This window comes from Propioniciclava soli (assembly GCF_038502305.1).
Lineage (GTDB): Bacteria > Actinomycetota > Actinomycetes > Propionibacteriales > Propionibacteriaceae > Propioniciclava > Propioniciclava soli.
In genome coordinates, this window is the sequence record NZ_CP115965.1 from 2,941,617 (window position 1) to 2,962,254 (window position 20,638).

The 20,638-nt window shown below is 67.2% G+C and carries 21 protein-coding genes and 1 pseudogene; 12 read left to right on the top strand and 10 right to left on the bottom strand.

From position 1 onward, the window contains the following. Positions 1-113 precede the first annotated feature (113 nt). The 3 genes from PCC79_RS13280 to PCC79_RS13290 are packed head-to-tail and all read right to left on the bottom strand — an operon-like array spanning position 114 to position 1,506. The gene (locus tag PCC79_RS13280) at positions 114-920 is read right to left on the bottom strand and encodes an SDR family oxidoreductase (RefSeq protein ID WP_342372109.1); all 807 of its coding nucleotides are present in this window, start codon (positions 918-920) and stop codon (positions 114-116) included. Continuing rightward, entirely contained in the window at positions 917-1,216 is a 300-nt protein-coding gene (locus PCC79_RS13285; RefSeq protein ID WP_425325638.1) for a HigA family addiction module antitoxin, read from the bottom strand. The genes PCC79_RS13280 and PCC79_RS13285 overlap by 4 nt, the downstream gene beginning before the upstream one ends. Before the next feature lie 8 nt (positions 1,217-1,224). Next, the gene (locus PCC79_RS13290; protein WP_232548415.1) at positions 1,225-1,506 is read right to left on the bottom strand and encodes a type II toxin-antitoxin system RelE/ParE family toxin; all 282 of its coding nucleotides are present in this window, start codon (positions 1,504-1,506) and stop codon (positions 1,225-1,227) included. Between the two features lie 308 nt (positions 1,507-1,814). Between PCC79_RS13290 and PCC79_RS13295 the strand changes: the two genes are divergently transcribed. The 5 genes from PCC79_RS13295 (at position 1,815) to PCC79_RS13315 (ending at position 8,453) form a co-directional block, all read left to right on the top strand. Further along, positions 1,815-2,147, top strand: a complete 333-nt coding sequence (locus PCC79_RS13295) for a helix-turn-helix domain-containing protein (RefSeq protein WP_342372110.1) — start codon at positions 1,815-1,817, stop codon at positions 2,145-2,147. Next, positions 2,144-5,143, top strand: a complete 3,000-nt coding sequence (locus tag PCC79_RS13300) for a hypothetical protein (RefSeq protein ID WP_342372111.1) — start codon at positions 2,144-2,146, stop codon at positions 5,141-5,143. Before PCC79_RS13295 ends, PCC79_RS13300 begins: the two co-directional genes overlap by 4 nt. Before the next feature lie 62 nt (positions 5,144-5,205). After that, complete coding sequence (locus PCC79_RS13305; RefSeq protein WP_342372112.1) at positions 5,206-5,688, top strand: hypothetical protein; 483 nt, start codon at positions 5,206-5,208, stop codon at positions 5,686-5,688. A gap of 370 nt (positions 5,689-6,058) precedes the next feature. Beyond that, the gene (locus tag PCC79_RS13310) at positions 6,059-6,433 is read left to right on the top strand and encodes a MobC family plasmid mobilization relaxosome protein (protein WP_342372113.1); all 375 of its coding nucleotides are present in this window, start codon (positions 6,059-6,061) and stop codon (positions 6,431-6,433) included. Positions 6,434-6,437: 4 nt separating this feature from the next. After that, positions 6,438-8,453, top strand: coding sequence for a relaxase/mobilization nuclease domain-containing protein (locus tag PCC79_RS13315; protein WP_342372114.1), 2,016 nt, complete (start codon positions 6,438-6,440; stop codon positions 8,451-8,453). Between the two features lie 73 nt (positions 8,454-8,526). On the opposite strand, the gene PCC79_RS13320 is transcribed toward PCC79_RS13315, so the two are convergent. Then, complete coding sequence (locus PCC79_RS13320) at positions 8,527-9,207, bottom strand: hypothetical protein (protein ID WP_342372115.1); 681 nt, start codon at positions 9,205-9,207, stop codon at positions 8,527-8,529. Between the two features lie 110 nt (positions 9,208-9,317). Here PCC79_RS13320 and PCC79_RS13325 point away from each other — a divergent pair, with 110 nt between their 5' ends. After that, entirely contained in the window at positions 9,318-9,584 is a 267-nt protein-coding gene (locus PCC79_RS13325) for a helix-turn-helix transcriptional regulator (protein ID WP_342372116.1), read from the top strand. A gap of 5 nt (positions 9,585-9,589) precedes the next feature. Here PCC79_RS13325 and PCC79_RS13330 read toward each other — a convergent pair whose 3' ends face one another. The 5 genes from PCC79_RS13330 to PCC79_RS13350 all read right to left on the bottom strand — a co-directional run bounded on the left by PCC79_RS13330 (position 9,590) and on the right by PCC79_RS13350 (position 12,467). Then, positions 9,590-10,156 (bottom strand): antirestriction protein ArdA, encoded by a 567-nt coding sequence (locus tag PCC79_RS13330; RefSeq protein ID WP_342372117.1) that lies wholly within the window; start codon positions 10,154-10,156, stop codon positions 9,590-9,592. Further along, positions 10,153-10,476 (bottom strand): hypothetical protein, encoded by a 324-nt coding sequence (locus tag PCC79_RS13335; protein WP_342372118.1) that lies wholly within the window; start codon positions 10,474-10,476, stop codon positions 10,153-10,155. Before PCC79_RS13335 ends, PCC79_RS13330 begins: the two co-directional genes overlap by 4 nt. A 282-nt stretch (positions 10,477-10,758) precedes the next feature. Beyond that, a complete protein-coding gene (locus PCC79_RS13340; RefSeq protein ID WP_232550197.1) occupies positions 10,759-11,361 on the bottom strand; it encodes a cadmium resistance transporter in 603 nt (200 codons plus the stop codon). Next, positions 11,358-11,717 carry a Cd(II)/Pb(II)-sensing metalloregulatory transcriptional regulator CmtR gene (cmtR, locus tag PCC79_RS13345; RefSeq protein ID WP_038992393.1) on the bottom strand — a complete coding sequence of 120 codons (360 nt, stop codon included), beginning with the start codon at positions 11,715-11,717 and terminating at the stop codon, positions 11,358-11,360. Before cmtR ends, PCC79_RS13340 begins: the two co-directional genes overlap by 4 nt. A gap of 360 nt (positions 11,718-12,077) precedes the next feature. Then, positions 12,078-12,467: a heavy metal-responsive transcriptional regulator gene (locus PCC79_RS13350; protein WP_019157843.1), complete on the bottom strand. Its 390-nt coding sequence runs from the start codon at positions 12,465-12,467 to the stop codon at positions 12,078-12,080. Positions 12,468-12,574: 107 nt separating this feature from the next. Between PCC79_RS13350 and PCC79_RS17430 the strand changes: the two are divergent. The 6 genes and pseudogenes from PCC79_RS17430 to PCC79_RS13375 all read left to right on the top strand — a co-directional run. Next, positions 12,575-13,219, top strand: a pseudogene (locus tag PCC79_RS17430) (FAD-dependent oxidoreductase); the annotation flags it as partial. A 124-nt stretch (positions 13,220-13,343) separates the two neighbouring features. Continuing rightward, entirely contained in the window at positions 13,344-14,000 is a 657-nt protein-coding gene (locus PCC79_RS17435) for an FAD-dependent oxidoreductase (protein ID WP_425325639.1), read from the top strand. A 335-nt stretch (positions 14,001-14,335) separates the two neighbouring features. Next, the gene (locus PCC79_RS13360; RefSeq protein WP_232550196.1) at positions 14,336-14,908 is read left to right on the top strand and encodes a recombinase family protein; all 573 of its coding nucleotides are present in this window, start codon (positions 14,336-14,338) and stop codon (positions 14,906-14,908) included. A 220-nt stretch (positions 14,909-15,128) separates the two neighbouring features. Continuing rightward, positions 15,129-17,450 (top strand): hypothetical protein, encoded by a 2,322-nt coding sequence (locus PCC79_RS13365; RefSeq protein WP_342372119.1) that lies wholly within the window; start codon positions 15,129-15,131, stop codon positions 17,448-17,450. Next, the gene (locus PCC79_RS13370; RefSeq protein WP_342372120.1) at positions 17,447-18,010 is read left to right on the top strand and encodes a recombinase family protein; all 564 of its coding nucleotides are present in this window, start codon (positions 17,447-17,449) and stop codon (positions 18,008-18,010) included. The genes PCC79_RS13365 and PCC79_RS13370 overlap by 4 nt, the downstream gene beginning before the upstream one ends. Continuing rightward, a complete protein-coding gene (locus PCC79_RS13375) occupies positions 18,003-18,923 on the top strand; it encodes a hypothetical protein (protein ID WP_342372121.1) in 921 nt (306 codons plus the stop codon). Before PCC79_RS13370 ends, PCC79_RS13375 begins: the two co-directional genes overlap by 8 nt. Before the next feature lie 20 nt (positions 18,924-18,943). Here PCC79_RS13375 and PCC79_RS13380 read toward each other — a convergent pair whose 3' ends face one another. Then, entirely contained in the window at positions 18,944-20,629 is a 1,686-nt protein-coding gene (locus PCC79_RS13380; protein WP_342372122.1) for a recombinase family protein, read from the bottom strand. Between the last annotated feature and the right edge of the window lie 9 nt (positions 20,630-20,638).

Sequence of the window (20,638 nt, forward strand, 5' to 3'; positions counted from 1 at the left end):
GACCTCACTCTCTCCAGACGAAACAGATCCGCCACTAATCGTTGACGCCGAAGCTGTGCTGATAGTGGCGGTCACCATTGCGCTGCTCAAGTTCACCAGGAGCACTCCGGGTGTCATGATGAGGGTGGCCGCCAGCGTGCGAACCCACCCTCGGTGTTGAGAACCTGGCCCGTCATCCACTGCCCCTCGTCACTGACCAGCCACTCGATCAAGCGGGCCGGATCGTCCGGCGCTCCCATCCGCCCGAAGGGAAACATCGGAGCCACGTGGGCCATCATCTCCGGGGTCATGTAGCCGGTGTCGACCGGGCCAGGGTTGATGGTGTTGACCGTGATGCCAACGTCAGCCAGCTGGTCGGCAAGCGTCATCGTCACCCCCGCCAACGCCGCTTTGGACGCCGCGTAGGCCACCTCTCCGGGCATGGGCCCGAGCCCCTGGCCGGACGTCATCAATACCACTCGACCTCCGGGACGACCGTCATGCTGGGCAGCGAACGACTGGACCAGCAAGATCGACGACCGGGCGTTGACCGCCCAGTGCGCGTCCAGCATCTCAGCTGTGAGGTCGCCGATGACCCCATCGCCACCAGACCGGGCGTGGTTGCAGACGAGCACATCGACGTGACCGAACTCGCCCACGGCCTGCCCCACCACCGCTTCGGGCGCCCCGTCCTCCGCCAGGTCCACACCCATATCGACGACGCGCTGACCAGGGTCGACGCACTGCGCACGGAGCTCCTCCATGAGGACCTCCAGATCATCCCCACCCCATGGCTGGTCCTCGTCATGGGGCCGATGATGCGTCACGAAGAGCTCAAACCCTCGTGCGGCAAGCCTGGACGCAATGGCGAACCCGATCCCCTGCCTGCGACTCACCCCCGTGACGAGCGCCACCCGCCCCATGAGCGGCGGGGCACTCATGCCAACTGGAGCGGCTCGATGCTGTCGAGCGAGTCGCCGAGCATGTCCATTTCGACCTCCAGGTCGTAGCGCGCCTGCAGATTGATCCAGAACTGAGCACTCATGCCGAAGTAGCGACCCAGGCGAAGCGCAGTGTCTGCCGTGATCCGGCGCTTGCCGTGCACGATCTCGTTGATCCGGCGCGGCGGCACTCCGACAGCAACAGCCAGCTTGTGCTGGGTGATGCCGAACCCGTCCAGGAAGTCCTCCTTGAGGATCTCGCCAGGGTGAATCGGAGGGTAGAGCTTCTCAGTCATGGTGCGCCTCAGTGGTAGTCCTCGATGATGACGTGCTCAGGTCCGGCATCGGTCCAGACGAAACAGATCCGCCACTGGTCGTTGATGCGGATGCTGTGCTGTCCCGATCGATCGCCTGTCAGAGCCTCCAACCGGTTCCCCGGTGGTACGCGGAGAGCATTGAGATCGGTCGCCGCGTCCAGGTGATGGAGTTTTCGGTTGGCAACCCTGTGGATCCGGGGATCGAGCTTGGGGGCCCGTTCACGTAACCAGACTCGCTCGGTGTCGCGGTCACCGAAGGATCTGATCACGCGCCCAAGTTAGCAACCTTAACGCGTTGCGTCAATAACGTCACACGTTAAACCTAAACTCCACCACATTCGGCAAGTCGTCGTATGACGGCCCGCCTGGTCTGTTGATTCGTGGCGATCCTCGCTAGACTGGGAGGTGCCGCTCATGGAGCACACGGGCGGAGGCGCAGACCCTCGGTTGGTGACCGAGCAGCCGCGAGCTGATCTGCGTGGCAGGCGGTGAGCCTCCCTGACGGTGGAGGCAGATTCCGGATTGGCCTGAGCCGGGACGTGCGGTGTGCATTCGCTTGCGCATCAGCGAGGCCACCGTGGCGTCACAGCCCATTCACGACCGTCAACCTGTCCGTCGACCCCTCCTCGAGCGGGAGTGGCTCACTCTCACCGAAGTAGTCGAACTCGGCTACGGCTCCCATTGGACGCTGCGCCAGCGCATCAAGCGCGGGGAGCTGGCTGCCGCCAAGATCGGCAATCTCATCAAGGTCCGCCGCGAGGACCTCTCCGCTCTGGTCGTCCCCATCGAACCGGCGGAGCCCACGTTTGCCGACGTCGAGGCTGCGGTCGAGCGGATCGTGGCGAGCGCTCCCCCGTTGACCGATGAGCAGTGCCGTCGCCTCGCCTCCCTGTTCGGGGGTGCTGCATGAGCACCGTCGACAACGACTTCCAGAGCATCTCCGAGCAGCTCCGCAACACGTCCTGGACCGTCTCCTGCGAGGAGGTCTCGGGGGTCTCGACGGCCGTGCTCGTGAGGCGCGTCGAGAGGGCTCCAGGAGGCCCTTCTGAGGCTCGAATCGGGGCCTCTCGTGTCACCGAAATCGAAAACGGTGACACGAAAAATCTCTCGAATGACCCTCTGACCAGGGAAAAGGCTTTCAGGCCATATTCCCCTATGGGAGTGCAGACTGGCCTGGCCGGAACGGCCAGTGCCAGCGTGCCCCCGCTGACCGTCTCAGGAGCCGGTTCTCCGGCCTTCGGGGACCTCGCCACGGTGCGTGCGATGAGCACCGGCGAGTTCGCTCCGACGATCGCCTTCGACACCGAGTTCACCTACCTCCCCGACGGGTCGCGGCGGATCAACAGCTACCAGTTCTCGGTGTTCGATCCCGAGGATCCTGCGTGGCGGTTCGAGATCGTGCTCTTGCCGTTGGTCGATGAGTGTCTGGCGGTCGAAGACTCGCTGGCCGTCGTGGTCCGTGAGAGCGGTCTGTGGGGAGCCGCTGGTCTCCCCGACCCCAAGGGCGTGCCCCGTCGGGACTTCTGGGTGGACGGGGACTACCGGGCGAGCATGGCCGCCCTGTTCAAGCACCACAGCGTCAAGATCGTCTTGGCGGGTCACTACCTGCCTGCGGACTTGACCGCCTTCGCGCGGCCGGCGCGCCAGCGCGGGGATGGGCGCTACGACGACATCATGCGCCGGGTGACCTCAGCGTCTGGTGGCCTCGTCTCGCTCAAGCCGATCCGCATGATCGCCCGCCCGGGCTCCCACGGGACGGGTGAGCGCTGGCTGCCCCTCTCGATCACCGTGCGCGACACGATGGGTCAGTCCGCTCCGGGGCAGAAGTCGCTGGCTGTGCTCGGTGCGGTCTGCGGCGTGCCCAAGCTCGGCATCGGTGACTCGATCGAGGACATGACCCGCATGAGGCGCGAGCGGCTCGTCGAGTTCCTCGACTACGGCGTCAACGACGCGGTGATCGTGCTGGAGTACTTGACGGCGCTGTGGGGCGTCGACGCCGTGCCCGCGGTAACCCTGTCGGGTGGCGGTGCCCACGCCCTGCGGGCGGGCATCAAGGAGTACTGGGGCATCGCTGGGGCGAGCAACGCCGAGTTCATGGCGCGGTTCCAGGGGCTCGTCCGGGTCAACGACGGCGAGGCCGCCGACGACGACGGCCTGAGCTTCTATTCGGTGCGGTCACTGACTCCGGTGGATGGCGATGCCAACCAGGCGCACTCCGCGTACAAGAAGGCCTTCCACGGGGGCTGGAACTCCTGTCTGCGGGTCGGGCACTTCCCTACCCGGACCTACGACCACGACATCCAGTCGGCCTACCCCTCGGCGATGGCCGCGATCGTCGATGTCGACTTCGAGAACGGGTGCATCGAGGAGGTGATCAAGGACCGCGACCTCACCCCCGAAGACTTCCCGCTGGGGATCGTGACGCCGTTGGTGGCCTATGCGAGCTGGGAGTTCCCCGAGGGGGTCGAGCCGTGCCTGCCGGTCAAGGTGGGCCAGTCCGTGGTCTACTCTCGCACGTCCGAGGGAGCCGGGGCAGCCCAGGGCGAGGGTATGGACGCCGTCGGCTTCGACGGCTTCAACGGCGCATGGGTCTGCGGTCCCGAGCTTGCGTTGGCCCTCAAGCTCGGGGCCCGGGTCCGGGTGCAGATCGGGTACCGGCTGCGAGTGCTCCAGCATGACGGCGGCCCGTCGCGCTCCATGCGTGCGGCCGTGCGTCAGATGGTCGCCGACCGCGTCGAGGCGAAGCGTGTCTGGGGTAAGGGTTCGCTCGTCGAACAGGTGGTCAAGGTGGCCTGCAACTCCTGCTACGGCAAGCTCGCCCAGGATGTCGCCGAACGGTCGGGCTGGAACGCCTGGGCCGAGGAGATGGAGTCCATCGGCGGATCGTCGGTGACCAGTCCCTACCACGCCGCGATGATCACCAGCCTCGTCCGCGCCCTCCTGCTCGGGATGGCCAACGAGGTCGACCTGATCTCGGTGACCACCGACGGCTTCATCACCACCGAGGATGACGTCGAGGCCTTCGACTGCTTCGGTGCCTCCGACGTCTTCCGTGATGCGCGCGAAGCGCTCGTCGGCGACCCCGGGGTCTGGGAGGTCAAGCACGAACAGGACGACCTGGTGAACCTGACCACCCGTGGGAACGTGAGCGCCCGACTCGGTGGCGTGCTCGCACGCGCCGGGCTCAAGACTCCGTCCGACCTGCGTCCTCGCTTCGATGCCGACGACACCGAACGGGATCGCCTGTCGCTCGAGGAGCGCCGCTGGTTCCGCAACCTTGCCGTCTCCCGGACGGGGAAGGTCGTCAATGAGTACACCTCGTTCCCGTCGTTCCGAGAACTGTCCCGGTCAAAGGACCGTGTCGACTTTCATCCCGTCGAGCGTGCGCCGGAGGTGAGTCTCGACTTCGACATGAAGCGTCGTCCTGTGATGGAGACGCTGCGTGTCGATCGCGTCGACGGCTACGAACTGGCGGGGTTCGACACGGCACCGTGGGACAACGTCCATGACTACCAGCGCGCCCGGGAGATCGCCCGCCACATCGCGGCGATGCGCCCAGGCACGACCGGCCCTGACCGGTCGACAGGGTGCCTGCGCACCGAGGAGGAATGGCGGACGTGGCAGCGTCGCTACGACTCGGTGGCGGGGCGGCGCATCCGCACGGCTGAGTCGGCGCTCCTGACCGAGTTGGTGGCCGCGCACAAGGAGGGGCTGGTGTCCCTGCCCGTGCTCGCCTCGCGGGTGCCCGTGGAGCAGAAGTTGGCCTGGCTCGGGTCGCTTGGTTACGGCGAGTTCTCTCGTGCGCAGTGGGAGCACATGTCCAAGCGCGACCGTCGTGCTCGTGTGCTCGCAGATGTCGATCTGGCCGCCCTGGTCGAGGTCGTAGAAGGGCTGCCCGAGTGGTAGCTCCACCTATCGCCCACCCCGGGGATGGGCTCCCGAACAACGACGCCCGAGGAGGCATCACGATGACCGAGAACACGACCATGACCAGGCGCGAGCAACGGGTCCAGCGGCTCGCCGACCTCGTGGCCGAGCGGAAGGCCTTTGAGGCCGAGCTGGCCGCGAAGCAGGCGGCCATCGAGGCTGAGGAGAGGGCCGCCGCGAAGGCCGTCAAGGACGCGCTCAAGCACGCCGGTGAGGCGCGCTGCGCCGCGATGGAGGAGCTGTACGAGCTGTTCGGCATCGACGAGGAGGTGACCGAGAAGACGGCCAAGGACGGCACAGTACGCCGGGTCCGCAAGGACCGCGACGAGGTCAAGAGGGCCGCGCGCCTCGTCGAAGCAGTCGTCGCGCTGAAGGCGCGCGGGGCCGCGAACGAGGCGAGTCTCGAGCGGGCCGAGGAGCCCATCCTCGAGGACGGGGAGACGGTCGCCGACGGTGACGTCCACGAGGAGGACGACGAGCCCGAGGACGCGCACGAGCGGGGCTTCTCGGTCTACGGCGCGTAGCCGTCGTGGACGGTCCCCAGGACCCCGGTTCCGCGGATGCGGGCCGGGGTCCTTCGACGCACGGGGAGGGGCCCCGTCGGAGCGGAGCAGAGAGGGGGAGGGCGGTAGCCCTGTCCCCCGAGGAGGCGGAGCCGACGAGGGGCGGGCAGCAACTGGGAGGGGATTTGGCGGAGCCAAACACCCGTACAGTTGAACTGCTCGCCGTAATGCTGCAACCGGGTATACTGATGGGGGTGCGCAGCCCACCGGACAGCCCGGTTGCAGCATTACCGAGGGGAGGTCGACCGACGTGGTGACGATGCCGGACGAGGCGCAGCCGAGGCGGCGAGGAGGTAGGCGGGCGATCTACCCGAAGCGGGTCGAACTCAGGATGACGCAGTCATCGTTCGACCTCGCCGGGGAGTCCGCGAAGCGGGCGAGCGAGGCGACGGGCCGGGCCGTCACCGTCTCGGACATCATCCGCGAAGCGGTGGAGGACGGATGCCGACGACTGGCCCGCGAGCAGGCCCAGGCATCGGCACGAAGGGGCGGTGCCGATCCCGACGTGGTGGACGGCCTGATCGACGGCGTCCAGGAGCTGAGGACCGAGATGAGGAAGGTCGGTCACAACATCAACCAGATGGCCAAGGTCGCCCACCAGACGGGTCAGGTGACCGGCGACCTCGACGACGTGAAGCGCCAGCTCGAAGCGATCGACGGCAGGCTGTTGGAGCTGGCCGGGCGCATCGCGGGAGTGGATGACTGAGGTCATGGTGAAGCCCATCGCAGCGGTCGCGATGTCCAGCCCGACGAGGAACTCGGCGCGGCTGATTGCGTATGCGCTCACTGAGAAGGACGGTCAGGCCAAGGGCGACCGGTTCGTGGCTGCGAGCGGCATCAACGGCTGCATCCCGGAGTTCGCCGAGGGGCAGTTCCGGGACAACCGGAAGCGCTGGCGCAAGGACGCGACCAGGACGGTCAAGGTGCAGTGGGGCACCGACAAGGCGACCGGCCAGCCTACCTACCGCGACGTCACCGAGGGCGCCTATGTGCAGGCGTACCACGTCATCCAGAGCTTCGCGCGGGACGGTGCGGGGGCGCTCGATCCCGACGATCTCGACGACTGGGAGGAGGGTCATCGGTTGGGCCAGGAGCTGGCCCGCTCGCTCGCCGGTGACCATCGCCGCGCGCTGGTCGTCACCCAGGTCGATGGGAAGACCGGCTGCGTCCACAACCACATCGTGATCGACTCGATCGACAAGGCCACGGGCAAGAGCTTCGCGTCGTCCAACGTGAAGCACTCGGTCCTGTCCAGGACCCACGACGCCGTGCTCGCCGCGCAGGGGTACGAGCAGCGCAACGAGCTGACATCCACGGGCTGGGAGCTGAAGGAGAAGTCCGAGCAGCGGGGGCTGGACAAGCACCAGAAGTGGAACGCCGGGGCCTCGCCGAGCGAGCCGGAGCCGTTCAGCTTCGCGGTGCTGAAGGAGCGCATCCGGACTGCGCTCGAGGCCACGGGCTACACCGACTTCGACGGGTACGCCGAGGCGCTGGCCGAGGTCGGCGTCGTGGTGGAGAAGCGCGGCGAGAAGGGTCGCGGGCTCACCTACCAGATGAAGCGCCGCGGGGCGGACGGTGCGTACATCGAGCCGAGTCCCAGCGACCGGCGACGGGCCAGCAGGCTCGGCCGCTTCGCCATGCTCGACCACGTCGAGGAGGCGATCCAGCGCAACGCCGAGCTGGCTGCGCAGGCCGCGCCGAAACCGGCCATGTCGGCGGCGCAGATGCGCCCGGCGATGGCGAGCAGCCTCGACGACGCCCTGGCTGAGCGGCGCAGCGAGAGCGCCGCGGCGCTGGCCGCCCAGTGGGAGCAGGAGCGCCGTGCGGAGGAGATGATGGCTGAAGCCCGACGGGCTGGATTCGAGGCGGTCATGGCGCCCGCTGGGCCGTCGCCCGAGAGCGCAGACGACGGCGTCGCCGTGGCGGATGGATCCGATGCGGATGGACTGGACGCGGAGCTGGCCGACAAGGTCGTCCTCGACGCCTGGGACCTCCAGAAGTGGCGGCTGCGCACGCCCGACCGCGGCGCGATGCGCAGCGCCGGGATGGGCTACGCGGAGGTCGACGCCGCCATCGCCGCGTGGCGCGCGCTCGACGAGCCGGAGACCGCCTGGGAGCGCGAGCAGGAGGCCGAGCAGCAGCGTGCCGTCGAGACGGTCGAGGACGTGGCCGATGTGAGCGCGTCGGCTGCCGCCGACACGACTCCGGCCCCAGCCCCGGCTACCGCCGGGTCCGGGGCCGAGGCGTCCTCGACCTCCGGGGTGCGGGCCGCTGCGCCCTACGAGTCGCCGCTGCGGGAGAGGAGGCCGACGCGCGAGCGCGAGGTGGCTGCATGGGAGCAGATGGTCCAGATCGACGAGCGCTGGCGCGCGCAACTGGCCACTGGGGAGCCGCTGGACGGCGCGCTGGCCAAGGGGCTCAGGAGCGCCACGCTGGAGCGCTACGAGGACGCGCTGGACGCCTCGGTGGCCTTCGAGCTGTGGCGCCGCGCGGCGAAGCTCGCCGTGGCCCGCAGGGCCGTCGAGGTGCGCCAGGACAAGGCACTGGCCGACGCGATGCGCGCCGAGGTCGCTGCGGGCGACCACGCCTGGGACGGCGAGCCCTCGACGCTGGCCGAGCTGAGGCGCGAGGCCACGAGGCGAGAGCTGACCAGCAGGGAGAAGGCACTCAAGTCGGTCCATGAGCCTGTCCTCGAGGTCAACCACGAGGACGAGCTGGAGCGCTGAGGAAAAGGCAAGGAGCCCGCTGGCGCGGGCTCCTTGTCAGGTGCAGGGTGCCGGAACGCGTGGACGCCGTGGCCTAGTCGGCAACCCAGTCGCCGTTTGAGTCACGGTCGAAGTCCTCGACATCGCTGTCGACGATCGTGATGGACCCGTCTTTCATGACGGTGAAGTCGATCTCGGCTCCGTCGGTCATGTCCCCGTCCCGCAGGAACTTGAAGTCCAGGGCGGAGGAGTTGTCGTCGTCCATGGGGCTTGCGGCGCAGTCGTTCACCCGGACCGCATGGGAGTAGTCGTCCGCGATGAAGAAGTTGCCGGGCCCTTCGCCGTCCGGGCTCAACTCGGACAGCGGGTGGTGGTAGACGTAGCCGAGGGCGAAGCCGTAGTTCGGTCCGTCATCGGAGCTGCTGGACGATGCGATCAACTCATCGGCTCCGGGAGCCCACTCCAGGTCGATGCGCACTGCACAGTTCTGGGCCCCATCCAGCTCGTAGGCGGTGAGTGTGGCCCGCTGGAGAAACAGGTTCTCGCCGTCTGGACCCATCGCCTCCTTGAGCCCTTCGGGTATCTCGACGACGATCTCCTCGGCCGGTCCCATCGTCGGGGAGGAGAAGTCGAAGATGCCGCCCTGGCCTGCCGCTTCGTCCTGGGCTGATGCTCCATCCTGGCCGGCTGGACCGTCCTGTCCTCCGCAGCCTGCGAGCAGGCCTGTCGCCACGATCGCCGCGATGATCGCCCTTGTGTGTATTACCCGTGTCATGGGGTTCCTTCCTTCGGGTGGGTCGAGAGTTTGGAACTCCCGATCAGCGTACTGAAAACAGGCGCGTTTGGGTTACTGTGCAACGTACGCGCCTGCGGGAAGTTGGGTGGATGCCTGCTCCCGCCCCAGACCTGCGCGCCCTCGGCGTGGAGGTGGCGCGCCTGCGCAAGGAGTCCGGGTTCTCGATCGACCGGCTCGCGGAGGCCGCCGGGGTCCACCGCAAGACGATCATCGAGGTCGAGGCCGGGCGCGTGGCCGCGAAGATCTCCACGCTCCACGGCATCGCCCACGCCCTCGGGGTGCCCTTGACCGAGCTGGTGGCCCCGGTGTGCGCTCGTCACCCCAAGCAGGTGGGCGTGCCCACCAAGCTCGTCTGAGCAGCTCACAGGTTTCGGAACACGTAGACGCCGTAGCCCTCGACCGCCGGGGCGTCGACGACGGTGTGGTCGAAGGCGAGGTCGCGGGTCCAGCTCGCCCAGTCGAAGTACCGCACAGCTTCCTCCGGCCAATCGGTCATCATCCCGGTCTCGTCGGCGAGCTGCTCTGCGTACTCCCGGAAGCTCTCCCAGTGGCCGCAGTACCGCTCCTCGAAGTCGGGCAGCGAGGGCAGGTCGCCACTCCCCTCGGTGATGTGCATCCCTGACCGGACCCACGCACACACGGCGGGCCACTGCTCAGGACCGGCCTCCTCGAAGCACTCGCCCCACTGGGCGGCCTCCAGAGGGCCGAACTCGCCCTCGACGGGCACGAACTCGTGGTCGAGCACCCAGACCTCCTCGCAGGCCGCGTACGGCCTCCCAGAGCCCTCGTGGAGGTCGGCGAGCGTGACGCCCTCCACGTCGGTGCAGTCGACCCACCGGCCCACCAGGGCCCCGTCGTTGTAGCAGCAGGTCAGGCATGCCAGCCATACCCGGGGAGCACCAGTGTCCGTGGGGTTCGCCGTGCTCATGCTGCGCCTCCCGCGGTCAGCACGCGCACGCGGTGCGCCGTGGCGGCGAACGGCCCGACGGCGATGGCGTCGAGCAGCTCGACGACGCCTACCTCGGCCAGGGCGCGGGGGAGCCCGCTGTGCTCGGACCAGTCCTTGACGACGGCCTCGTCGGGCAGCAGCGGGAAGTCGGGCGAGCGGGTGGTCAGGACCTCGGACTCGCCGGTGGCGGGGTCCAGGGCCAGCAGGGCGTGCTGCGCGGGGTCGTGGTGGATCTCGACCGGCTCGGCGAAGGCGGGCAGGTCGAGCGTGACGGCGGTGCGGATCGTTGTCCAGGCCATGGTGGTCCTCCTCGGTGTCAGGGAGGACCCAGCGCACCCTCGCAGCCGTGCTCGGGTGAATCGGCGCTTGCGGGCGCAGCCGGGTCCTCGCCAGGAGGCCCGGCGCCGCGTCAGCGGCGCATGCAGGGTAGGTGTGGCTTCGTTCGCTTGGTGGCGGGGTTTTTGCAGCGCTCCGTGGCGGTCTTGTTGCCGCGATCACGCAGGACTGGCTGCAGGTAGGTGTCGCGGTCTGAACCGAGAGGGGTGCGCCCGGTCGGGGCCGTTTGGATCGCTGTCGCTACGTCAGAGTCCGAAGGCTCCGCCGCTGACGAGGATCACGATGCCGAGGCCGATGAGAACGATGGGGAAGAGGATGTGCTCCCAGCGTTCGAGCACTTCGGCGATCGGGGGGCGGGTGGCGACGACCTTTGCCAGGGCCACCAGGACCGCGACGAGCGCGAGGAAGACGATGCAGTAGGCGACTACTGCGAGAGGTTCCACGCTGAGGAAGACAGGGGTGTAGACGCCGATGTTGTCGCCGCCGTTGGCAAGGGTGACGCCTGCGACTGTCCACACGCCGACCTTCTTGCCGGCAACCTTGGCCTCGTCGTCATCGTCGTCATCGTCTCCGCGCCAGGCCTGCCATGCGGCCCAGAGGCCGAGGCCCAGAGGGATGAGACCGAAGTACGGGATGGCTGCCGAGGGCAGGAATGCTCCGGCACCGATGGTCACTAGGACCGCGGCACCGAGGATGCCGGCGAATCCGAGGTACTGGCCGGCCAGAATGCGGGCGGTAGTGCCGCGCTGGCCTGCCCCTCGCGCGAAGAAGAGGGAGAGCACGATGATGTCGTCGATGTTGGTCGCTGCGAACAGGCCCATCGCCTGCAAGACCGAGGTGAGGATCATGCGCCCACCCCAGCTGCGTCGCATCCGGGAAGCGAGCAGGCGGGATCGATGCACGGGGCGTCTTCGTCCACTGCCAGGGTGGCATCGACCAGTGCCGTCAGCGCCTGCGCCAGGTGCGAATCGGCGATCTCATATCGTGTCCGACGACCCTCGGGCTCGGAGACGACGATCCCGCAATCGCGCAGGCATGCCAGGTGGTTGGACACGTTCGGGCGTGTCAGGTCCAGATCTCGGGCCAGTTCCGCCGGGTAAGCGGGATGGTCGAGCAGGGTCAAGATGATCCGGGATCGAGTGGGGTCGGCCAGTGCACGACCCAGGCGGTTCATCACGTCGAGACGCGAAGCAATGGTCAGCATGGACTAAACTATACAGCGCGCACTGAACACTCGGTCACAGGCGTGTGACTTTGTCCGCTAATTGGCGGGGTTTTTCAGACGCTCAGTGGCGGCCTCCACTCCCTCGCACGCGAGGGGGTGGTAGCGATGCCCTGCGTGTCCGTAAGGCCATCCCCATACGACTACCGGGGTTGGCGACCCTCACCCCTGTCGACCCGCCCGGATCGATACGTGCTGTGAGTCCCTCGGGCGCAGTTCCGATGCCCACTGCGCCGCTGACACTTTCGTGTCAGTAGGTCGAGGCGGAACGTTCCAGCTGTGCGGCTGGGGCTCGGTCGACCACCACCCCTCGATGGCGTGTCCGTGCGGCGTCGGGCTTGGCTACAGGTACCGGCAGACCTGGTCGGAGCTGCACGTGTCGGGCTCAACGTGCTCGGCCTGGTCGCGTAGCCCGGCGAGGGTGTCGCGCAGGTCGTGGAGCTGTCTGAGTTTCAGGTCAATGTCGGTCAGGCGTGCGTCGAGCAGGTCGCGTACGTGATCGCAGGGAGCTTGGCCGTGGTCGCGGATGTCGAGGACCTGCCGGATCTGGGCGAGGGAGAGTCCGGCGGCTTGGCCGCGGTGGATGAAGTCGATCCGGGTGAGGCTCTCGGTCGTGTAGTCGCGGTAGCCGCCGGGCGTGCGCTCGGCCGGGGGCAAGAGCCCCTGGTCTTCATAGAACCGCAGAGTCTTCGTGGTCGTGCCGGCCGCTTCAGCGAGCTCCCCGATCCGCATCCTCACCCCTCGTGTGTCACAGGTCTCACCCTTGACCTTCCCCTGTACTGGAAGCTTTAGTATCGCCGCATCAGGAGGATTTCTCAACAGTCCGGGGAGGGTTCGGGATGCAGTCGAAGATTGATCTGGCCGTGATCGGGTCGGGTGGCGCGGCGTTCGCCGCAGCGATCCGCGCCACCACGCTGGGCAAGTCGGTGGTGATGGTCGAGCGCGGTACGTTCGGCGGCACCTGCGTGAACACCGGGTGCGTGCCGTCCAAGGCGCTGATAGCGGCCGCCGAGGCCCGCCACGTGGCCGCGGACGCGGGCTCCCGGTTCCCGGGGATCGCCGCCACCGCGGGCGCGGTCGACATGCCCGGGCTGGTGGGTGGCAAGCAGGACCTGGTCGAGGCGATGCGGGGTGAGAAGTACTTCGACGTGGCCGAAGCCTACGGCTGGCCGGTCCGCCAGGGCCAGGCGGCCTTCGCCGGCACCCCGGATGCGCCTGTGCTGGAGGTCACCGCCGCTGAAGGCACCGTGGAAACCATCGAGTCCGCCCATTACCTGATCGCTACCGGCACCCGTCCCTGGGTCCCGCTCATCCAGGGGCTGGACGGCGTCGAGTACCTGACCTCGACGTCGGCGATGGAACTGTCCGAGCGCCCCGACTCGCTGCTGGTGCTCGGCGGTGGCTACGTGGCGCTGGAGCTGGCCCAGATGTTCGCCCGGCTCGGCTCGAAGGTGACCCTGCTGGTGCGTTCTCGGCTGGCGTCGAAGGAGGAGCCGGAGGTTTCCAGATCATTGCAGGAAGTCTTCGCCGACGAGGGCATCCGAGGTGGTCCGCCGCGCTGTTCCCTCCCGCGTTGCCCGCGATACCGTCACCGGGCAGGTCGTCGTCATGGCCGAGGTCTCGGGCGGCGAGCAGGAGTTCCGTGCCGACGAGATCCTCGTCGCGCTCGGACGCCGCCCGGTCACCGAGGGGCTCAACCTCGAGGCCGTGGGGGTGAAGACCGGCGAGGCCGGACAGATCGTGGTCACCGACCAGTTGCAGACCGCCAACCCCCGCGTCTGGGCGGGCGGGGATGTCACCGGGCACCCCGAGTTCGTCTATGTCGCGGCCCGGCACGGCACGATCGTCGCCGAGAACGCCTTCACCGACGCCAACACTTCGGTCGACTACACACGGATGCCTCGGGTGACGTTCACCGGTCCCGCCATCGGCGCGGTCGGGATGACCGAGAAGGAGGTCATCGCGGCCGGGATCCGCTGCGACTGCCGCGTCCTGCCACTGGAGTACGTGCCCCGTGCGCTGGTGAACCGGGACATGCGTGGGTTCATCAAGATGGTCGCCAACGCCGACACCGGCGAGATCCTCGGTCTCACCGCTGTCGCCAAGGACGCCGGCGAGCTCGCCGCCGCCGGCGTCCACATCCTCGGCAAGACCATCGCAGAAGTCGCCGACGCGTGGGCCCCATACCTGACCATGGCCGAAGGCATCCGCATCGTCGCCAAGGCCTTCACCACCGACGTCTCGAAGCTGTCCTGCTGCGCCTGACCGCGCACTCACCCCAATAGAATTGGACGCACTCAATGAGACGATCCTCACCACCGACCTGACAGACCACCGACTTGGCAGACCGGCTCGTCCGGTCCGAGGAGACCGCCCTGCTGGTCCCGTTGCTGCGGCTGCGCGCCGCCGGTGACCCGATCACCATCGATCACCTCGCGACGGTCCCTCGACGGCACACTTCCGAGGGTCCCGCATGGGGAACCTTCACCGTACGTCGAGAGAGCTTCCTCCTCGACGACTCCTTACGAGGGATCGCCATGTACGCAAGACCCGTACGGTGACATGGGCGGTGAAGGGAGGCTAACTGCAACAATGGGGACATGCATGTCGGCTACGCGCGCGTCTCGACTCTCGAGCAAGATCTCTCCGCCCAACGGGAAGCGCTTGAGCGCCTCGGAGTCGAGAGCAAGAACATCTACTTCGACCACGGCCTGACGGGAACGACCCGCGCCCGGCCCGGGCTGCGCGAAGCGCTGGCCGCGACCCGGGACGGCGACACCCTGGTGGTGACCAAGCTCGACCGGCTGGCCCGCTCGCTCCCGGACGCGAGGGACATCGCGGACGAGCTCACCATCAAGGGAGTGGCGCTCAGTCTCGGAGGCAGCGTCTACGACCCCAACGACGCCGTCGGCCGGTTGCTGTTCAACGTGCTCGGCATGGTGGCCGAGTTCGAGGCGGACCTCATCCGCCTGCGCACCCGCGAGGGCATGGCCATCGCCAGATCCAAGGGCAAGCTCAAGGGCAAGAAGCCCACGCTCTCGCCCTCTCAGCGCAAGCATCTGTTGACGTTGCACGCGGCTGGCGAGCACACCCAGGCCGAGCTCGCCGAGCTGTTCAACGTCTCCCGCACCACCATCTACCGCGAGCTGCACCGCACCACGGCGGACACCTGACCGCGCCTGCACCGCCACTGAGCGATCACAGAAGCCCGCCACCAAGCCATCACATCCACAGGGTAGGTGTCCGAAATGGCCACGAGGCACGGCTTGGTACACCTACTGATCTGGACAGGGATTATGAGACACTGGTGGAGGCTCCGGCAGGCCGAACGGCTCCGAGCTGGACAGGTGTCCGAGATCGACCGATCCTGGACGGCGTCGAGAGGACACGCACATGGGCAGCACCGCAGCGAGGGGCTTTCACTACTCCAACGAGGTCGATGGGCAGTTCGACTTCTTCAGGGAGTTCGGCATAGACCCTGACATGGCGCTGGTGCTCAACACCGACGGCGCTTGGAACGGCAACCTCCTGGAGTTCAAGGTCTCCATCGGCGACGTAAACAAGGTGCTGTTTCAAGCGGTGAAGTACCTGGCCAAGCTCCGTGTGAATGGTCGCAACGTGCCGGCGAACATCCTGCTGGTCGACTTGAACGCCAAGACGATCTACAAGTTCGACGCTGACGACTACTTCGACGAGATCCACCGTGCCTACACGACTTCCGCGAGCCGCTCGAACGAGGGCTTCAGCGCCAAGCGCCCGCCGGTGTTGATCAAGGACTTCTTCAACACCGGGGCTGCCCAGGTGGTGGCTCTGCTCAAGGAGAAGCGCTTCGTCCCGATCAAAATTACCGAGGACTGCGTCGTGGCATGGGCCGAGCGGTACTACCGCGAGGTCAAGGGAGCCACGAAGGAGACGTTCCTGGCCAACGATCCTAAGAAGGGTGACCTGGGTGAGCTGAAGGACCCCCGTCACTTCAAGGGGCTGATCCTGCCCTACCAGGGCGACGACTACGAGGCCTTCGCACACATTCTGGACCGACTCAACGACAAGCTGAAGAAGATCGAGCTCGGTGCCTTCTACACCCCTAAGCCGTACGTGCTGAAGTCCCACGAGTTGCTGCGCGAGGCCATCGCGCGTGTTCCAGCCGGTAATGACTACGTCATTATCGACCGCTGCGCGGGCTCGGGGAACCTTCAGGAGGGTTTGACCGACGAGGAACTGAGCCACGTCATCGTTAACACCTTCGAGCAGTTCGAGTACTTGGAGCTGGCCCGCGAGTACGGCGACCGGGTGCGTGCGGTCATCCCACCGACCTACAAGGCGGGCGACCCGCGCCTCGGCGTCCTCCTCAACGGCGACGCGCTCTCCGATCGCTTCGTGCTGGGCGTGGAGGGTCCCGATGGCGTGCGGGTGCCCAACGTCATCCAGCAGTACCTCGACGATCCGAAGTGCACGATCATTCTGTTCGAGAACCCGCCCTACGCAGAGGTGGCGGGGATGGAGGCCCAGAAGAAGGCCCGCGAGTCGTTCGGTTGGAAGGCGTCATTCGTCAAGCATCAGATGGTCAAGGCACTGATCAAGCGGCGCGACGTGTCGGTCGTCAACGAGCTGTCGAACCTGTTCATCTGGTCGGCCTTCGCCTACTACCTCCGCCAACCCACCGACTCCTACGTCGTGTTCTCACCAGCCAAGTACTTCAAGCAGCACCACCTGGTCCAGAAGCGGTTCGTCAGGGGCTTCCTGTTTAACCGGCGTCACTTCCATGCAACCAAGGATGCGGGCGTGAGCGTGATCCTCTGGGCAAATGAGGACGAGGTTGGCCGCAAGGAGTTCCCCCTGACACCGTTCGACATCGACAGGAAGACCGGCGCCGTCGTCGCTGGCGCAGCGCACCGGGAGAACCCTGGCCCGGATGACATCGTCGTCCGGCCGGTCCACAAGCTCCTGTCGACGCTGTACGACCTGAGGGTGATGGATACCGACGAGCCTGGGATCGTCTGCGAGATGAACGGCGCTGAGGCCCACCGAAAGGTCCGCGGAAACCCCGTCTGGGGACCCGACATCTTGGGCTATCTGGTGGCACAGAAGTTCTCCTTCGAGAACACGGATCTCAGCACGCTGCTGACCATTGCTGCCCAGTACAACGGCAATGGCTTCTATCTGCGGCGCGACAACTACCTGACGAAGCTGCCGCTGTTCGCGGCTGGACGCCTGCCGTCCGAGGGTCGCTTCTGGATCCGCGGCGTCGTGAACCGGTGCGCCGACAACGGTGACAACTTCAGCCAGGACCCCGACTTCATCAAGGCGTGCCTGATCTTCACGGCGCTGGCCTACCACAACAAGTGCCGTTCGTTCTCGGGCAGCGACGGTCGCTTCTACCGCAACGAGCTGTGCTTCGACGTCGACACCCAGGCGAGCACGGACCTCGAGACCTTGGACCTAGATCCGCGCGACGAGGCCCTTCTCGCCCAGTGGCACAAGGTCTTGGACCTGGCGAAGCAGACGGTGAACTACGACGTCAGGAAGACCTACGGCACCTTCCAAATCGAGGCGGAACTCAACACGTCCGAGAGCGTCATTGTGGGGCGCAAGACGACCAAGGTCTACGACTACCCGGTGCTCAACGGCGAGCTGACAACGCTTCGGGCGATGACCACGCAGTACCACGCGGAAGCCGTCGCACCGGCCCTGTGGAAGTTCGGGTTGCTGAAGTGAAGATCGGCTACGCGAGGGTGAGCACCAAGGGCCAGAGCGAGTCGCTGGAGACCCAGCGTGTGGCACTAGAGGCCGGGGGGTGCTCGAAAGTGTTCACCGACACCATCAGTGGCGCCAAGGCCGCCCGGCCCGGCCTGAAGGCCGCCCTGAACTACATGCGCGACGACGACGTGCTGGTGGTCACCCGGCTCGACCGGCTGGGGCGCACGGCCCTGGACACGCTGCGCACGATCGAGAGCTTGGCCAAGCAGGACGTCGCGGTCATCGTGATGAAGCCCGAGCTGGACACCCGCACCAAGGAGGGCCGGCTCATGGTCACGATCATGTCCGGCCTCGCCGAGTTCGAGCGTGACCTGTTGATCGAGCGCACCAAGGAGGGCGTGGCGCACGCCCGGGCCGAGGGCAGGGTGCCCGGTCCCAAGCCGAAGTTGTCCGCTGAGCAGGTCCGGCTGGCCGGCAAGGCCGTCGCCGGTGGAGAGTCGGTCTCATCTGTGGCCCGATCGCTGGGGGTGTCGCGTCAGACCCTTTACCGCGCGCTGGATAGGCCCGAGGGTGACTGAGGACGAGCAGGATGCTTTGGCCTCGATCCGCCTGGCCTACGAGGATCTCGAGCGGTGGCGGGCACGGTCCCGCGGGGTGGAGCGCCCTGAGCCCGGCAGCGAGCTGGCCGGCGACGAGGCGGTGTGGCCGTACCTCGACCCTGCCGAAGTCGCCCGCCAGTCTCTGGTGTCGGCGACCCAGCATCTGAACCTGGCCCGGGCCGCGATTGAGGCTGGGGAGGTGTTCCCGACAGCGCACTTCTCGGTGCTCCGAGGCGCCCTGGTGGGCGGCAGCATGGCTGTTTGGGTGCTCGGGCCCGACGCCGCGGTGGACCGGCAGCAGCGGGCGCTGAGGGTGGTCGAGGAGTTCTACAAGCGGGCGCTGCAGTACCACGACGACATTCGGCCTCACGTTGACGTGTCGCACCCGGATGCCGCCCAGTGGCTGGACTCCGGGGAGCACATGCGTCGTCGACGGGCTGAGGCCCGTGCGCGTTGGAGTGCTGCTGACGGACTGAAGGAGGGCCAGGCGCTGGAGATGACCAGCATCGTGCGGGTTGTCTCGGAGTTCGTGTTCACCCCGCGGGAGGCTCTCAATGTCCGTCTGCTGTGGCGGCAGCTCAGCGGGGATGCCCATGCGCTCACGTGGCAGCTGGTGGGCCGGAGCAGCCATGCGCAGCACGTCGGCGGTGGCATGGCCGAGTTCGCTGCGGGAGGTGACCTCGTCGAGTTGGCAGACGTCTTCGGCAAGGTCTTCAGCCTCACTAAGCGTGGCTGGTCCCTGTTTGACCGCCGCTGCGAGGGGGAACGGCCGGTCCTGGGGGGTCACTGCGTGTTTGCGGTGACTTTAGCGGTCACTTTGAGTTTGGAAACGACGATGGCCTGGTCAGAACATCGTTCTGACCAGGCCTTTCGTCGGGCTGACAGGATTTGAACCTGCGACCACGTAGGCACCTACTCCTTGATGGCGGGCTCGTCGCCAAAGGCGATGCCGACGCTTTCGATGAACTTCGGGTTGACGACCTTCTCACCCCTGACCATGAGGTTGACCTTCGAGCCCTGGGGCCAGGGGAACAGCCGCACGGTGGCCAGCGTCTCGACGGTGGCGCGCTGGGTGTTTAGGTCCCCGTCGAGGAACGCCTGGGCGGGGTCCTCTGCGGCCAGGACAGGCACGTTCACCGTCCCGCGGGGCAGGTCCCTCACCTCGGCCTCCAGCCGGGCGATGGCATCGTTCGAGCGGTCCCGGTTGCGCTTGAGGTCAGCGGCTTCGAGGAAGCCCTCGTCGTAATCGCGCTCGGCGCGCTTGATGCGGTCCCGGTGCTCGTCGATCTCGGCGAGCAGCCCTGTCAGCCGCGGCGAGTCAGTGGCGGGCACGGTGCGCAGAGCGTCGGGCTCGGCCAGCCGTCGGGCGATGGCCTTGCGGACGAAGTCGTCGATGTCGCGGCCCGAGCGGTTGATGTGGCCGTGCTTGCAGCGGTAGCCGCGCGACGCGCCGCGCACCGGCTCGTCGCACAGCCCGCACAGATAGAGCCCGCTCCCGAGGTGGCGGCGGTGGGTGCCGACCCGGTTGGTGACGCGCTCCTCGGAGTCGAGGATGGTCTGGACGCTCTCCCACAGCTCGACCGAGACCAGAGGCTCCCACTTGCCCATCACCCGCTTGCCCTCGCCGTCCTTGACGATGAACTCGCGCCAGTCGCGGCGCTTGCCGCGAACCGCCTTCACCTCCTTGCCCGTCTGGGCTTCCAGCTCGGCCTTCTTCTTCGCGTTGGCCTGCCGCACTTGGATGCGGTATTTGACGTCGGTGTAGACCGAGTAACCCGCGTAGCGGGGGTTTCTCAGGATTCCCAGCACGCTGCTCTCTGCCCAGGGACCGTCCTCGGGGACGTCCTTGATAGCCAGCCCCTCGGCGGCGCGACGCTTGTTGCGCTCGATGGCCAGGGTGCGGGTGTGGCGCTGAATCTTGGCAACGCCCGCGACCTGGTGGGCCTTCTGATCGTCGGTCTCCTGGATGCCCGACAGTGCGCGAGCGATGCCTCGCAAGGACGCCCCGCCGTGGAAGGCCGCGTAAATCGCCTGCACCGCCTTGGCCTCACGCTTGAGGACTCGGCCGTCGAGGGAATAGCCCAGCGGGCGGATGCCCTTGGGCGGTCGACCCTGCTGGGAGCGCTGGACCTGAGCACGGCTCTGACGGGCGCTCTTGCGCTCCATCTCGGCGCGAGCGACGGCGGCCTTGATGCGCGCGTACATGCGTCCGCCGTCGGTGGACAGGTCGGCGTCGCCGTTGGCGGTGACGAGTTGCAGGCCGCGCTCCTCGGCCCAGTCGATCCAGTCTTCGAGTTGGCGCGGCTGTCGGGTGAGCCTGTCGAGGTCGTAGCAGACGATCGCGGTGAAGTGTCCGGCGTGGTAGTCGGCGACCATCTGGTCGTAGGCGGGGCGCTTCTTCGTCTTGTCGGTCGCCCCCTTGGACTGGTCGACGTAGGTCTCAACGACCTCCCAGCGTCGGAACCGGGCAAGGTTCTCGCAGTCCTCGCGCTGGCGCTCGATGGCCAACCCGTCCAGTTCGCGGTCCTGCGAGATGCGCAGGTAGATCGCTGCCCGCACGGGCCGCTGGGCGGTGGCCTTGGAGGCGCTGCTGCTCATGCCTCCAAG